16 protein-coding genes are annotated in these 15,752 nt (G+C 33.1%); 6 read left to right on the forward strand and 10 right to left on the reverse strand.

Annotated features, from left to right (window positions below; all coding sequences use genetic code 11):
- Nucleotides 1-43 precede the first annotated feature (43 nt).
- The 7 genes from GBH57_RS03230 to GBH57_RS03260 form a co-directional block, all read right to left on the reverse strand.
- Nucleotides 44-652 carry a hypothetical protein gene (locus GBH57_RS03230; protein WP_151672610.1) on the reverse strand — a complete coding sequence of 203 codons (609 nt, stop codon included), beginning with the start codon at nt 650-652 and terminating at the stop codon, nt 44-46.
- 32 nt (nt 653-684) lie between these two features.
- Nucleotides 685-1,638: an OmpA family protein gene (locus GBH57_RS03235; RefSeq protein WP_151672611.1), complete on the reverse strand. Its 954-nt coding sequence runs from the start codon at nt 1,636-1,638 to the stop codon at nt 685-687.
- Between the two features lie 223 nt (nt 1,639-1,861).
- On the reverse strand, nt 1,862-3,415 hold the full coding sequence (gene amaB / locus GBH57_RS03240) for an L-piperidine-6-carboxylate dehydrogenase (RefSeq protein ID WP_151672612.1): 1,554 nt from the start codon (nt 3,413-3,415) through the stop codon (nt 1,862-1,864).
- A 186-nt stretch (nt 3,416-3,601) separates the two neighbouring features.
- Entirely contained in the window at nt 3,602-3,997 is a 396-nt protein-coding gene (locus GBH57_RS03245) for a hypothetical protein (RefSeq protein ID WP_161596059.1), read from the reverse strand.
- 114 nt (nt 3,998-4,111) lie between these two features.
- Nucleotides 4,112-4,471 carry a hypothetical protein gene (locus tag GBH57_RS03250; protein ID WP_151672614.1) on the reverse strand — a complete coding sequence of 120 codons (360 nt, stop codon included), beginning with the start codon at nt 4,469-4,471 and terminating at the stop codon, nt 4,112-4,114.
- Between the two features lie 265 nt (nt 4,472-4,736).
- A complete protein-coding gene (locus GBH57_RS03255) occupies nt 4,737-5,273 on the reverse strand; it encodes a 3-hydroxyanthranilate 3,4-dioxygenase (protein ID WP_151672615.1) in 537 nt (178 codons plus the stop codon).
- Nucleotides 5,274-5,529: 256 nt separating this feature from the next.
- Entirely contained in the window at nt 5,530-6,033 is a 504-nt protein-coding gene (locus tag GBH57_RS03260; protein WP_151672616.1) for a CAP domain-containing protein, read from the reverse strand.
- Nucleotides 6,034-6,499: 466 nt separating this feature from the next.
- Between GBH57_RS03260 and GBH57_RS03265 the strand changes: the two genes are divergently transcribed.
- Nucleotides 6,500-6,805 (forward strand): antibiotic biosynthesis monooxygenase family protein, encoded by a 306-nt coding sequence (locus tag GBH57_RS03265; RefSeq protein ID WP_151672617.1) that lies wholly within the window; start codon nt 6,500-6,502, stop codon nt 6,803-6,805.
- A 54-nt stretch (nt 6,806-6,859) separates the two neighbouring features.
- Here the strand turns inward: GBH57_RS03265 and GBH57_RS03270 are convergent, their stop codons facing one another.
- Genes GBH57_RS03270 through GBH57_RS03280 form a run of 3 tightly spaced genes read right to left on the reverse strand, consistent with a single transcriptional unit; the run spans nt 6,860 to nt 8,889 of the window.
- Nucleotides 6,860-7,327: a CYTH domain-containing protein gene (locus GBH57_RS03270; protein ID WP_151672618.1), complete on the reverse strand. Its 468-nt coding sequence runs from the start codon at nt 7,325-7,327 to the stop codon at nt 6,860-6,862.
- Nucleotides 7,320-7,976 (reverse strand): NAD(P)H-binding protein, encoded by a 657-nt coding sequence (locus GBH57_RS03275; protein ID WP_151672619.1) that lies wholly within the window; start codon nt 7,974-7,976, stop codon nt 7,320-7,322. The genes GBH57_RS03270 and GBH57_RS03275 overlap by 8 nt, the downstream gene beginning before the upstream one ends.
- 1 nt (nt 7,977) lies before the next feature.
- A complete protein-coding gene (locus tag GBH57_RS03280; RefSeq protein ID WP_151672620.1) occupies nt 7,978-8,889 on the reverse strand; it encodes a patatin-like phospholipase family protein in 912 nt (303 codons plus the stop codon).
- Nucleotides 8,890-8,980: 91 nt separating this feature from the next.
- Between GBH57_RS03280 and dinB the strand changes: the two genes are divergently transcribed.
- The 5 genes from dinB (at nt 8,981) to GBH57_RS03305 (ending at nt 15,716) form a co-directional block, all read left to right on the forward strand.
- The gene (gene dinB, locus GBH57_RS03285; protein ID WP_151672621.1) at nt 8,981-10,090 is read left to right on the forward strand and encodes a DNA polymerase IV; all 1,110 of its coding nucleotides are present in this window, start codon (nt 8,981-8,983) and stop codon (nt 10,088-10,090) included.
- Between the two features lie 127 nt (nt 10,091-10,217).
- On the forward strand, nt 10,218-10,994 hold the full coding sequence (locus tag GBH57_RS03290) for an SH3 domain-containing protein (protein ID WP_151672622.1): 777 nt from the start codon (nt 10,218-10,220) through the stop codon (nt 10,992-10,994).
- A 237-nt stretch (nt 10,995-11,231) separates the two neighbouring features.
- Entirely contained in the window at nt 11,232-13,178 is a 1,947-nt protein-coding gene (locus GBH57_RS03295; RefSeq protein ID WP_151672623.1) for a tetratricopeptide repeat-containing sensor histidine kinase, read from the forward strand.
- Complete coding sequence (locus GBH57_RS03300; protein WP_151672624.1) at nt 13,178-13,921, forward strand: LytR/AlgR family response regulator transcription factor; 744 nt, start codon at nt 13,178-13,180, stop codon at nt 13,919-13,921. The genes GBH57_RS03295 and GBH57_RS03300 overlap by 1 nt, the downstream gene beginning before the upstream one ends.
- Nucleotides 13,922-14,066: 145 nt before the next feature.
- Nucleotides 14,067-15,716, forward strand: coding sequence for a beta/gamma crystallin-related protein (locus GBH57_RS03305; RefSeq protein WP_151672625.1), 1,650 nt, complete (start codon nt 14,067-14,069; stop codon nt 15,714-15,716).
- The last annotated feature ends 36 nt before the right edge of the window (nt 15,717-15,752 follow it).

The following is a 15,752-nucleotide window of genomic DNA, read 5'->3' on the forward strand; positions in this document are numbered from 1 at the left end:
CCACGCTAGTAAATACGTGGCTTTTAAAGTTAATTATTGATTTTTAATTTTTTCCGTAATCATGTTCGTCTTGCCACTTTTTAAGTTCAGCCCATTTTCCCTCGTAAGCCATTTTAGACTGCATAGGCCACGTTGCTGGGTTATGAACTTTGTATCGTTCTCCTTGAGCGTCTAAGATTCCTTTTAAACGTGAAACAGAAGCTTCACCCAACATTTTCCAAGTTGTTATTCCGTCATTCATAAATAGTTCTGATATTTTTGGACCTATTCCTTCAACAACTTTTAAGTCGTCTTGTTTAATCTTTTTTCCAAAAGCTAGTTTTGCTGCCGCAGCATCAAAAGGAAGACTTACCTCCTTTGGAGCACTTTCAGAAACTACTACTGCACTAGCCGCTGCACCTCCTGCAAATGATGACGCCGTCTTTACAGTACTTGAGCCAGTACTTGACGCATCTTTTGTTGCCATGCTTGCTGAAAGTTTAGATTTACAAGCTGCCAAGTCTGCTTCTAATTGCGCATTTTTATCTCGCCATTTATTTAGTGAAGCCGAATCGCGATTGTCGCTACCACCACTTAATAATTTTCCTAATAAATATCCTAATAGTGCGCAAATGAGCCCTACAAGTAATGGAATTAATATACACCAGTTCATATTTTTATATTTTAAGATTAATTAGTTTGTATTTAATTTAAAGACACTACTGTTCTTCTGTTTTTTGATCGTCCTATTTCAGTATCATTTGTTGTTACCGGAGTATCTGGTCCTCTTGAGCTTGTTTCAATTTTAGCTTCTGAAATACCATTATTTATGAAGTATTTTTTAGCAAAATCTGCACGACCTTGCCCTAATTGAATATTTGTAGCTCTACTTCCTGTATTATCTGTATGACCTACAATAGAAAGCTTACTTGAAGGCACTTTATCTAAGTATTTAGAAAGATCAGCTATTATTTGACGTTGTTCTGTCGTTAAATCTATACTAGCTTCTCCTGTATTAAAGTACAGTGTTAATGGGCTTGCGTTAAGCCTAACTTTTATAGCAGCTAAATTATCTGCGGCCTTTTGTGCTAAGTCATCTGTAACTGTAGTAAAGCTATAGGTAACAGGACCTTTGTAAATTGTTCCATCTGGAATTAAGGTGTCATTTAAGTTACTCATAGTATTAATTTGTCTAGAATTAATACCGTTAGAAACCATATAATTTTTTACAGCATTCGCTCGTGCTAATCCTAAATTAGGATATGCTGAATTGTTTGTTTCTGTAGAAGTGTAATGTCCTGTAATGTCGATTGTTTTATCAACATTACTATCTAGGAATGATTTCAATTTAACTAGGCCAGTATCAATAGAACTTGCTACTGGGTCTAAAATGGCAAAGCCATTAGTGTCAAAATTAAAATTATCATTTGAACTGTATCCAAATCCACTTTCAGCATCGCTAAGTGCGAAAGCATTGCTAGTGGCTTTTTCTGTAGAAACTTTGGAATTTACTTTTTCATTTAGGGATTTCTCTTTTTTGGATCCAGCCTTAGTGGCATCATCGTTACAACACTCATTGCAACAAAGTTTCCAATAAAAATAAGTACCTATTAAAATGGTAAGTAATATACCAAGTAAGTACATCGCTTTTTTACTCATTAGGTTGATTTTTAAGGGTTAATGTGCTCCTAAGATAAATAATATAACGGATGTTTCAATATGTTATTAGTTGAATTTCAAGCAACTAATAAAACTATTCGCTCTAAAACGCAAAAAAACCGTTTAAACACTGTGTCTAAACGGTTTATAAATTATTACAGAAAAGAGCTTGTAGTAAACCCTTGATTCTAAATTATTTAGATATTAAGGCAATTTTACCTAATTATAGGTCAAATTTAATTCCTTGAGCTAATGGTAACTCATCTGAATAGTTTACGGTATTTGTTTGTCTTCTCATATATACTTTCCAAGCATCAGATCCAGACTCACGTCCACCACCTGTTTCTTTTTCACCACCAAAAGCACCACCAATTTCAGCACCAGAAGTTCCGATGTTTACGTTTGCAATACCACAATCAGATCCTGCAAAGGATAGGAACTTTTCAGCTTCTTTCATTTCGTTGGTCATAATTGCAGAAGATAATCCTTGAGCTACACCATTTTGAACATCAATTGCATTTTCAACTTCACCACTATATTTCATTAAGTATAAAATAGGAGCAAAAGTTTCGTGTTGTACAATTTCAAAGCTATTTTCAGCTTCAATGATTGCTGGTTTTACGTAGCATCCACTTTCGTAACCTTCACCTTCAAGAACTCCTCCTTCAACTAATACATTTCCACCTTCAGCTTTTGCTTTTTCAATTGCGCTTAAGTATGTATTTACAGCTTCTTTATCTATTAATGGACCTACATGATTATTTTCATCAAGTGGATTACCAATAACTATTTGCTTATAAGCACCTACAATAGCATCTCTTACTTTATCGTAAACACTTTCGTGAATAATTAATCTTCTTGTTGAAGTACAACGTTGTCCACAAGTACCTACAGCTCCAAATACTGCTCCTGGAACTACTACTTTTAAATCTGCTGTTGGCGTAATAATGATTGCATTATTTCCACCTAATTCTAATAATGATTTACCAAAACGCTCAGCAACCGTTGCCCCTACAATACGTCCCATTCTAGTAGAACCTGTTGCAGAAATCAAAGGAATTCTAGCATCTTTAGTCATCATTTCACCTACTGTATAATCACCGTTGATGATAGAAGAAATACCTTCTGGAAGGTTATTTTCTTTTAAAACCATTGCAATTATGTTTTGACAAGCTACAGCACACATAGGCGCTTTTTCACTTCCTTTCCATACACATACATCACCACAAACCCAAGCAAGAGCTGTGTTCCAAGCCCATACTGCTACAGGAAAGTTAAATGCAGAGATAATACCAACAATACCAATTGAATGCCATTGCTCACGCATTACGTGACCTGGACGTTCAGATGGTATTGTTTGTCCGTTTAATTGTCTTGATAGTCCAACTGCAAAATCACAGATGTCAATCATTTCCTGAACTTCACCATAACCTTCTTGTAAAGATTTCCCCATCTCGTAAGAAACCAATTTTCCAAGAGGTTCTTTTAACTCACGTAGTTTGTTACCAAACTGGCGTACAATCTCTCCACGTTGTGGCGCTGGCATTGCTCTAAAAGATAAAAAAGCTTCCTGAGCAGTAGTAATTACTTGCTCATATTCTTCTTTTGAAGTTGTTGTTACTTTACCAATTAAAGCTCCATCTACTGGAGAATAAGAAGCGATTTCATCACCACCTTTAAACCACTTATTTCCTGTTGAAGTTCCGTAATTTACGTCCTTAAGACCTAGTTGTTTTAATGCTTCGTCCATTCCGAAGTCTTTAGCTACTGTTGACATAGAATTTATTTTTTTATCATTTCCGCAAGCGGAAATGGTCTTTAGATTTAATTTTTATTGAATTCTTAAAATTTCTGCTGAAACTTTAAGGGTTTCAAACCATTGCGCGAAGATACGATTTTGCTTAACCATTAAAAAGGAATAGGTAAAATGCTCAAATACTTAACAATAATTTATTGTACGAAGTTACTTTTCCCAATCTGCTGTGTCAAATGTAAATAGATATACACCCTTACTATTTTTAGCTATTTGTTGATTTCCCCAGTCGTATTCAAAGGGTTTAGTTTTACTAGGATTACCTGTAGTTACTTCACCTAAAAGTATGGTAGAAGTAGTACCACTTACGCCATTTGTAACATCCTTTACCGAATTAATAACGATAATATCTCCTTTACTTAGTTTGCAAGCTATTGTTGTTCCTTCAAACAACTGAGATCCTACAGCGTCTAAATATAATGGCTCCTCGTGAACAAAATGCTCATAGTTATTAACGAGAATTGCTTCTTGTCCTAGAATAATTTCTTTGCCGATAAAGCTTGCAAAAGGTTCTTGGTTACTTATATCGTTAACTCGAGTTCTCAAACTAAAATATAGCAACCCACAAAAGCCAATTGCCAATACTAAAAAGATTAGTAAAATTTTTACAAACAGTTTTTTTAAGGTCATCGTGATTTATAATTATTAAATGAATAAATTTTATTTATTTAATAACTCATCACTCCCTAAAACGGTAAATAATTGATTATTAGAATAAGCCCCTTTGTAACTAAAATACGCTCCATTACTTTTAATAATCACAAAACTGCTACAATTGTAGTGAAGCGGAAAAAACAATTTTTCGATAGTTTGATTGTAATCTTCGTACCACTTAACAACTTTTTTATAAGGCTCTAATCCTTCGTCATTTTTATAAATAATGAAAGGTACATGGTTGTCTTTTCTTAAAATTTTTCTGTTGTTTGTTTTGTACTTGCTTTTCACGGAAGAAATACTTCCTGAGCTATTACATCTATCCTTTCCTGGATTATATTGTATAACAAGTGTGCTCTCGTCCATTATGTCTTGTACCGTTGTCGTTTCTAAAGAAGTATAAACATTTGCTAATTGAGTGTCTGATAGCCTACCAAAAGTTTCTCTCTTAGTTTTAACAAAAACATTTAGCGAGTCAGTCTCATATGAAAGTAAAAGATGAAGATCTCTTTCCTTTTTTCGTATTCAGCTTTGCTTATTTCATTAAAATCATCACCCAAATATAGTGACGGTTTTTGGGCATAACTAACTACTCCAAATACTAATGAAATTGCTAACAATAAATACCTCATCAATCTGCCGTAAACCTCTCGTCCACTTCCATAACTGTCCCACAGTTATTGCAAGTTCTTAAATCTTCGCTTCCGTAGAAATCTTTAAAGTGCTGTAAAAAGTCTTTTTCTACATCATTTAGTGGAAAATAAACCTCGTGTAGTTTCTCATTACAATTATCGCAAAACCACATTAATCCATCTTTACCTGCAAGATCTTGGCGTTTTCTTTCAATTACTAACCCAATTGATCCAGCTTCTCTTACTGGTGAATGTGGTACTTTAGCAGGGTGTAAATACATGTCTCCTGGACCTAATTCCATAGTATGCTTTTCGCCGTCTACTTGAATATGTACTTGGATATTTCCTTCAAGTTGATAAAATAACTCTTCCGTTTCGTTATAATGATAATCCTTACGAGCGTTAGGTCCCCCTACGATCATAACTATATAATCACCGGCATCTTTATACAAGTTTTTATTACCAACTGGTGGTTTTAAGGTGTCTCTATTTTCTTCAACCCACTGGTTAAGATTAAATGGTTTTCTAATAGGCATAGCCAAAATTTTAATGGTTTGTATAAATGTACTGTTTATACTAATTATCACCTAAAATTATAATTGGTAATATTCATCTTTTTAGAAAAGTTTACTATTACTTAAAACCCAAATCACATTTAATAACATAGCAGCAGAGGGTTTGAATACTTAAAATTTTGGCCAGCGTGCCACATGAAAAAACCCCTAGAACAATCTTTGGGAGAATTGTACTAGAGGTTTTAAAAATTGGTAAGTAGGTTACCTATTAAAATTTTTATCTTTTGTAAAACAACTGTGTAAAGTAGTATGTTCCATTATTCGCAGGAATTATGCCAAAACCAGAATGTGTATAATCTCCTTCAATTGCTCTTTTGTGTGTTGGGCTGTTTAACCAAGCTGTTACTACACGCTCAGCAGAGTTATAACCGTAAGCTACATTTTCGCCTACTTTTTCAGCACCTTGGCTTTTTAAAGCCTCTGTACGGTAGTGAAAGTTATCGTGATTGATTTCACTTTTCTCAATCATATATTTTGTGTGATTAACTGCGTGCGCTGATGCATGCTGCTTATCCTTTTTGATAGTGTTTAAACCAATAGAAACACGGTAATCATTTACAAGTTGTAAAATTTCATCCGCCATTGCCCAATCAGTTTCAGTTGCTAAGTTTAGGTCAATTTGGTAATCTGTTGTTACATCATTAGAAGACTCTTCTGGTGAACAAGATGCGATGGAAATTAATAGTCCAAAGGCTAGTAGGGTAGTTTTTAATAATCTCATAATTTGGGGGACATCAAATTTGGGGCTGATGTTAATACAAATCTAATCTTTTTTCCTACACAAAAAACACTTTAGCGGAGATTGAGTGTCTTTTATCGATGTTTTCGGTATGATTTTAAGTAATTATGACTCTTTAAAATGTAGGAAAGGCTAGTGTTTATAAGGCGCTAGAGTTTTTCAAAAAAAATCGAAAAAAAATCGAAAAAAAACAAACTTTAACACTTTTAAACGGATATTTATGTCTTTTAAGCTGTTTTATGGTGTTAAAAATAGCTTTGAAAACGTCAATTCCTACACCAAGTGCAAAAATTATCGACGAAATGCACGTTTTGAATTCAAAAGTAGAAATGTAATAATCTTTGATTATTTAGCAATAAATCACATTTGATTTAAAGTCTAGACATAAATAACAAGAAATAATAAATCTATTATCTTTAAGACGCCTAAGTAAACACAATATATATATATGGTATCAAAACACTACTTCGCCGTTATATTTACATCAACTCTTATTGATAATCCTATAGGATATCATGAGATGGCATTAAAAATGGAAGAGTTAGCAAGACAACAACATGGTTTTATAGACATATCAAGTGCAAGAAACGAAACAGGTATCACCGTTAGTTATTGGGAAACCGAACAAGCAATACTAAACTGGAAAGCAAATATAGATCACCAATTAGCACAAAAGTTAGGTAAATCAACTTGGTATGCTAGTTATAAAGTAGAAATAGCAAGAGTAGAGCGCAGCTATGTATTTTCTAAATAACAATTATTGAAAATAAATCTGACAAGAGTATTTTATTCAACTAACTAATAATTTTTACCAATCTTTATAAGGGTTTCTACTTAATTGAGAATTGTAGTATTTGATTTCTCCTGTTACTTCAACACCTACCCAATCTGGTTTCAAAAAATTCTCTTGTTCATCTGTGAGTTCTACCTCAGCAATAGTTAAACCTTTATTGTTGTCATAAAATTCATCGACTTCAAAAATATGATCCGCCACTTTTACTTCGTAGCGTTTTTTAGCTATCACGCCCTCTTCGCATAACTTTAAAAGTGCTTCGGCTTCAGGTAGTGCTATTTCTTTTTCCCATTCAAAACGAGTAGTTCCTGTGCTATTTCCTTTTCCTTTAATTGTTAAAAACCCTTTCTCACCTTTAATTCTAACACGTACTGTACGTTCTGGATGAGTATTTAAAAAACCCTGTACAATTCGTTTTTCAGAAAAAGCTAGCTCTTTATAGCTGTCATTTTTGACTAAAAATTTACGCTCTATTTCAATCACAATCTACAATGTTTTTAATTTTATGAGACGGTATTATCATTTCAGAAAAGCCCTTTTTTGAAACTAAAATCATCGCTTTTGCAATTGTTTTAGGTTCAATCATTTTATATTCTTTCGGTACTAAAAATCCAAATATATTAAATGCAACTTGAGCAATACGCTCTCCTAAACGTTTTTCATTTCTGTCACCTCCTATTAATGAAGGTTGAAAAAAATATGTGTTTTTTATTCCTACACTACGCACATCCTGTTCCATTTCCCCCTTTACTTTATTGTAAAAAGTACTGCTTTTTGGGTTTGCTCCTAAAGCTGAAACAACTAAAAAAGCACTTGTCCCATTTGCCTTAGCTAGCTTTGCTGCTTCTACAGGAATACCATAGTCTATTTTTTTATAAGTCTCTTTATCTGGAGTTTTAGCCTTTGTTGTACCTATACAGCAAAACACAACATCGGCTTTAAAGTCTTCGGAAAATGTCTCCATTTGAAACATGTCTCCTAGATATTCCACTAATTTAGGGTGTGAAATGTTAGTAGCACTACGCCCAAAAACTTTTACCTTTTCAAAAGTGGCATCTTGTAATAATAATTCGAGGACAATCCCTCCTGTTAATCCAGTTGCACCTACTATAATTGCAGTTTTATTATTCATCCTATTCTTCTGGTTTTATTTCATTAAGCTCTTCATTTTTAAATGCCGCATATTGATACCCACTTTTCCACCATTGAGTCATTTTATCTTTTTCAAAAACAAGTGAATTTGTAGTTAAAACTGTGGGGGTATAATATAAATTAAGAATTACATTTTGATGATTTGCAGCAAATTTACCAATGGCAATATTCTGTTTCTCTATTCGGTTTATCATAAAATCATGCAAGTTTGATATAAGTCCGAATACATTTTTAGCACCTAATTTATTGTATTGAGTAACCTCTGTTTCTAATACAATAACATCAACCTCAGTAGCACCTCTATCGATAGCCTCTTTAATTGGAACAATACTACCAAAACCACCATCAGCATAATCACATCCATTTTTTTTAACTAAACTCATAAAAGGGACATAATTACAGGAAATCCAAATCCAATCGCAGAAATCCTCATAATTCATTTCCTTTAAAGACTTATATTCTACTCTATTTAGAGATAAATTAGAGACCGTTACAACTACATCTTTCGAACCCCTTTTTAGTATTTCGAACTCCTCTTCAGAAAGGGTTTTGGAAATCAATTTTCTAAGGTGTTTACTTTCTCCAAAGGTTTTACTCCCTTTTAGAAAGTTGAACAAGACTTTTAAATGACTAATGGAAATTTGAGATTCTCCCCATCTGTCTTTTCTAATATGAAAAGGGCAAATACTAAAAATAGCATTTTGATTTACATTAGTGTACACCTCTTTTATCTTTTCAATTTTATTTAATGCAAGATGCGAAATAAGCAGACTCCCCGTAGAGGTCCCTAGAAAAAGGTCGTATTCTTTTCCGTGTGTTTCCATTAAATATTGTGCTACTCCACCACCAAAAGCACCTTTACTACCACCTCCAGAAATCACCAATGCTTTCATATTTTTTTATTCAATAATAAATAACTAATTCTAAAATGTTAATTGTAAAGTTAAGAAGGTAGTCTATCCATAAAGATATTAAATTTACCTCATGGAAGTACCTGAATTGCCATTAAGAAAAATTATTCACGTTGATATGGATGCGTTTTACGCTTCAGTTGCACAACTCGATGACCCGTCATTGGTGGGAAAGCCCATTGCCGTTGGCGGTAGCGGTAGGCGTGGTGTTGTGAGTGCGGCAAGTTATGAAGCTAGAAAATTTGGTGTGCGTTCCGCAATGGCAGGAGCGCTTGCTGCAAAATTGTGTCCTGAGTTGATTTTTGTAAAAACCAACTTTGAACGTTATAAGGAAATTTCAGATAAAGTTAGGAAGGTCTTTTTTGAATATACTGATCTTGTTGAACCTCTTTCATTAGACGAGGCGTATCTTGACGTTACTGAAAATAAAAAAGGGAATCCCAGCGCGTCTTTAATCGCACAAGATATACGTGCAAAAATTAAAAAAAGGACTGGTTTAAATGCTTCGGCAGGCATTTCTATTAATAAATTTATTGCAAAGGTTGCCAGTGATGTCAATAAACCAAACGGTCAAAAGACAGTACCTCCTGAAGAGGTTTTGGAGTTTCTAGAGGCACTCGATATTAAAAAATTCTACGGTGTTGGGAAAGTGATGAAAGAGAAAATGTACCGTCACGGCATCTATACAGGTTTAGACTTAAAAGGAAAATCACTTGAGTTTCTTGAAGAACATTTTGGGAAAAGTGGTGGTTATTATTATAATATTGTAAGAGGGATTCACACGAGTCAAGTGAAGTCTGAGCGTACTAGAAAATCATTAGCAGCTGAACGAACTTTTAACGAGAATATTTCTTCTGAAATATTCATGCTCGAAAAACTAGAGCATATTGCCGATGAAGTTGAGCGAAGACTTAAAAAAAGTAACGTAGCAGGTAAAACCGTAACACTTAAAATTAAATACAGTGATTTTACGTTACAAACAAGAAGTAAAACACTAGCTTTATATATTGCAGACAAACACTTGATAATGGAAACCGTTAAAGAGTTGTTGTTTCAAGAAGGGATGAAAAATAGCGTTCGTCTTTTAGGTATTTCTATGTCTAATTTAAATAACGACAAAAAGGAAGTACTTAAAGTTTCAGAAGAAAAAAAGTACGATGTACAGTTAAAACTTGAATTTTAAGCTTCGTTAAAAAACGAATTCTATAACAAATCCACCACTTACTAAACGGTTACAAACGCTTCTTCAAATAACTAAATAGTGGCTCATAGTTTGAAGTACATTTATCATAACATTTAAATCTTGAATTATGAAAAACACAATCAAAACAATTGCCGCAGTAGCTTTTTTAACGCTATTTGTAGGATGTAAGGAAGATAAAAACGAAGTGCTAGAAACTCAAAATAGTACTGAATTAATTAACACTGTTGGAGAAACAACTCAAACTGTTACCGACGACTATATGTACGTTACAGCAGCAAGTGGGCTTTCTCTAAGGGAGTTTAGCAACCTTGACAGTGAAAAGCTTGCAATTATGCCTTATGGAACAAAATTAAAGGTGATTAGTGTTGAAGAAAATGAAACTATGAATGTTTCAGGAATTAAAGGTGGGATGAATGAAGTAGAATATAATAACAAAAAAGGGTTTGCTTTTAATGGGTATTTATCGACTCTATTCCCTCCAGAAAAAAATGGTCAAGCAGAACAGTATATTGAAGATTTAAAGGCGACTCATGCTGGTGCTTCATATAATAGAGTTGTAGGTGGTACTGCTAGTAATCCTACAGAAGCTGTTACTGTAATTTTACCTACAAATAAATGGCACGAGGCTTTTAGTATTGCACAACGTTTATTTGATGTACCAACTAATTTCGCTTTCCCTAACCCTAAAGGTCGCGACAATCAAACCATTAACAATACTAAAAAACCTGCCTTTATTTTTGTTAGTGATTTGAAAATTGAACGATCAAATAATGAATTACAAAAAATAACATTTCTACAGGCAGGAGAAGGTTATGGAAAAACAGTAACAATTACAAATGAAGGAGAAACAATGAAAATTGAAAGTAGCTCAGTTGCAGATTAGTTTTTTCTGAAATTTTAACACTTTAAGGCCCTTCTGTTTCATTATTAGAAGGGCTTTTATAATTATATAGGTGTTTTAATTTACAAGCGAAACACTAAGTGTATTCACCATCCCTTTATCTACAATAGGTATTGCAGCATGGTAGATTAAACAATCTCCATACTAAACAAAATCTAATAAAACGTCCTTATATTTTTTGTACTTTTAACATACCCTCAAATTTTTCAACAAATAATTATGCGCAATATCATTTTTGTATTAGGAAAATACTTGAGAATCTTAGGAAGAAAGGCCACTTTTTTAGTTATAAGTGTGTTTGTTTTCGGGAACATCAATAGTATCGCGCAAAGTTTTTCAAGTTCTAAAGAACTTTCGTTTAATCAAAGTAAAGTTAGCCTTGATGATGCTGTTGATTCACTTAGACAAAGTGTATTAAATCGTAAAAATGACTTTGAAACAACTTCAAAACAATTACTAAAACTTGCTAAAAAAAATAAAGATTTTTACAATGCTGGACGAATACATAATTACATATCACATTGGCATTATTTAAATAATACAAAATATCACTCCGATTCTATCATTTTTCATTCAGAAAAAGCAGTTGCAAATTATATGAAGAGCGGTAATTTAGATGCTGTTCATGAAACTTATTTAGGGTTAGCCATGGATTATCTAAATAATAATGAGTCTAAGAAATCTGAAGAAGCCAATTTAAAGGCTGCTTATTATTTTGAAAAAACTGATAATGAACTTGGGTTAGCAGAATCTCAAGTTCAAATCGCTGCTTTATATTTATCTACAAAGGAGCCAGCAAAAGTCATTGAGTATGCTACATTAAGCTATCCCTCACTATTAAAAAATGAAGAATACTTATCTGCCGCATCAGCATTGTGGTATATTAGTGAAGCTTATAAAATGCTTAAGGATTATACAAAAGCAATGGAGTTTGTTGACCAAAGTATTGCGTTTTCTTCTACTAGAGATTTTGAACAAAATGAAAGTTTACTTGTAGCTAGCTATGAAACAAAAGGTGATATCTATGTAGACCAAGGAATGCTAGACAAAGCATTATTTTATTACAAAAAAGCTTGGGAAGATAATATTGCTTTAGATGGTAAAGAAAACGGAGATTTTTTTAGATACAATATAGGGAAAATCCTCTTTTTACAGCAGAAATATAAAGAAGCTTTACCACATTTAATTGCTGGTATTAAAGGTAAAGAACATTCTAAAATAGACCGAGCATCAGAGTTATATTTAACCCTTTCTCAGTGTTATGAAAAGTTAGGTGACTATCCTAAAGCAATTGAGTTTAGGGATAAAGCTTCAGAATACGAAACAGAATTAACTCAAGCAAAAATAGAACAGTTACAATCTGAAATGATTGTAAAATATGAAACGGAAAAAAAGGACGAAGCGATTGCAGCACAGGAAAAACTTTTAACACAAAAAAACAGAGTGCAGTATTTAATAATTGGCGTGGTAGGTATTCTTCTTGTTTTCTTGTTTACACTTCTCTATTTTTTCAGAAAAAACAAAAAAGCTTCGACGATGATATTTCAGAAAAATGCTGAGAACGAATTACTACTTAGAGAAATACACCATCGTGTTAAAAACAATCTTGAGATGGTAAAAGGTCTCATCTCATTACAATCTGCGCAATTGCAAGATTCTGCCGCAAAAGACGCGATGATTGCGAGCCAAAATCGCGTGCAGTCTATGGGGATTATCCATCAAAAATTATATCAAGGAGACAATTTAGGTTCTATTGAAATGAAAGATTATTTTTTAAATCTTGGAGAAGGTGTTTTAGACTCTTTTGGTAAAGAAGAAAAAGTAAAAATTGAATGTGCTATGTCTAATCTTGATCTTGATGTAGATACGGCAGTACCCATTGGGTTAATAGTAAATGAGTTATTGACCAATACATTAAAGTATGCGTTTCCTAATAATGAAAAAGGCGTTATAAAAATTGGATTATCAAAAACAAATAATGGTACATTATCCCTTATATTTACTGATAATGGCGTAGGGAAAGAAAAAGACGTTGCTTCAAAAGGGACAGGATTTGGCACTCAACTCATTCAATTGTTAACTCAGCAATTAAATGGAAATATGGAAGAGTCTCATGACTTAGGCACATCGTATATCTTTCATTTTAAACTTAGTACCGCAGCATAATGGACAATAAAATTAATATACTTATTGTAGAAGACGAGATGATTATTGCGGCAAATATATCTTTAATACTTAGCAACTTAGGCTATGAAGTGATGGGACTCGTTCCTCGTGGTGAGGAGGCTTTAGTGCTATTAAAAGAAAACACACCAGATATTGTATTAATGGATATTAACCTAAAAGGCACAATAGATGGCGTTGAGACGGTACGGCAAATGCAGCAATTTTGTGATGTCCCTGTCATTTACTTGACAGCAAATAACGACGAGGAAAGTTTTAATAGAGCTAAAGAAACACACCCTTTTGCATTTATTGCCAAACCTTTTAAAAAATTGGATTTACAGCGCACAATAGAATTGCTGATAAGTCAAAAAAAATCTGCAATAAAAATAGATGACACCACTTCGGAAATACCTACCACTCCATACGTGTTAGATGATTGTATTTTTGTTAGACATCTCAATAATATGGTGAAGGTTGCCATAAAAAATATTTTTTATATAGAAGCCGAAAGAAACTACTGCCGCATTTTTACGCAAGCAAAAGAATATGTCTTAGTGATAACTCTTAAAGACATTGAAAAGAAACTACCAAGTAAACACTTTATGAGAATTCATAGATCGTTTATTATAAACCTATCTCATATAAATGAGTTGGGTAGCACGCATGTTGTCATTTCTAAAAAAATGATTCCTATTAGTAAACCCTATAAAGAACAATTACTACAAAGGCTTAATACCATTTAGGCTTATTCACTTAATAAGTATAGTGAACCATTGGGACAATAAAAGATATCACTCGTCCTAAATCTGTTTTCCAACTAATTGATTATAGATTATTTAGCTATGTCTAACAAAGACATTATCCATTTAATAACTAATTTTTTTAATTATGAAAACACTATTTATAAACCAACAGAAGGAAAGAAATTCAATCCTTCATATTTCCGAAGTACTATTAATATGCTTGCTGTTTTTTGCTTTTACTATACCTATAGTGGCACAAAATATTATACCAGGACCTATACTTAATAGCAATCCACATAATAATACGGTTAACAAAGTAGTACTTTTTGAACACGATAAATTTAATGGAGCTCAAAAACTAATTACCCAAAACACTCCCAATTTAAGCAACTTTAATAATATAACGACAAGTATTACAGTACCCTTAGGAAAAAGAGTTATTCTTTATGAGACTGAGGGATATCAAAATAGAAAAATCACTTTATATCCAGGTAATTATTCACACTTAAATGGGTGGAATGACCTAGCAAGAGCCATTAAAATAGAAAACATCCCTAATGATGCTCCTGTTGCCTATTTTTTAAACGATACTGGTAATATTTATACTCATCAGGTTTTTCAAGGTTTTGGAGCAGAAAAAGTAGATAATAATAGTATGGTGTGTTATGACTGCTACAGTAAATTAATAGTGGTAGGACAATTAAGTGTAGTTGCCTACGATTACAGAGATTGGGGAGGAAGGAATAATGAAGATAATCCGTTTAAAGAAGGTGAGTATAATCTAGCTGATTGGGGATTAGACAATAATATTTCTTCTATAGAAATTTTAAATTTGCAATATGCATTAGAGGGCGTTTACTTTAAAGATAAGATACTTTTAAATGAAGCAACTGAAGAAACAGTAGAGGTTGCATTTCTTGGGAAAAACGAAAATTTATTAAAAGATTTTGTTCCAGAGATCAAGGTTACTTCTTGCCAACAGGCAAGTGCAACAGAAACTATTGATATAGCTACAGCAACAGGATTAAGTATTGCTGTTACTACAGGCTTTACGGTAGGAGTAGAAGGAGTAGCATCTGGCAAAGTTGAGACGGAAATTGCTGCTAGTTTTGAACAAACCATTACAGAAGGTACCTCAAAAACAATTGTAAAGGAAGAATGTTTTGAGCTCGCTGCTCCTATATCCATACCTCCTGGTTGTTCAGGTCAAGGAGAAATGGTTGTTACTCCTGTAACTATTCAATATACAGTAGAGCGTAAATATATGCCTATAGATAAAGACGGAGTATTTATTAAAGGAGGAATTCCTAGAATTGTTACTGGAAAAGTAATCATCAAAAAAAGTGATAAGGCGTATGTAAACGCTTCACTACTTCCTGGTTGCAATGATCCTAGCAATGATACAGATACTTCAAACCAACAAGGGAACCCGAATCCTGACACAGCTGGCAGTAACCCTGATCAGGGTGATCCTAAGCCAGATACCACAGATGAGAATCAAACATATAACTCTAATAATAGATTAGATTATGTGAGCGAAATTGAATTTTGTGATGGAAATGGAAATATTATTGGCTTTTATAAAAAAGATGGTAGTAATTGGAAAGAAATTGATAAAAATGGAAATACAAAGTTTTATTATGCTGAAATAAGTAAAGATGAAAATTCTATTTATTTAAAAGATCAACAAAGGGAAGGTGTTAAAATCTGGCTAAATTTTAAATCCAAAGAAATTCTTTATAGCGACAACAATAATACAAGTCCATTTAAAATATACACAATAACAGATTATTAACTTTACAGAACAACTATGCTTTTCTAACCAAATAAT

Source organism: Patiriisocius marinus, from assembly GCF_008974325.1.
Classification (GTDB): Bacteria; Bacteroidota; Bacteroidia; order Flavobacteriales; family Flavobacteriaceae; genus Patiriisocius; species Patiriisocius marinus.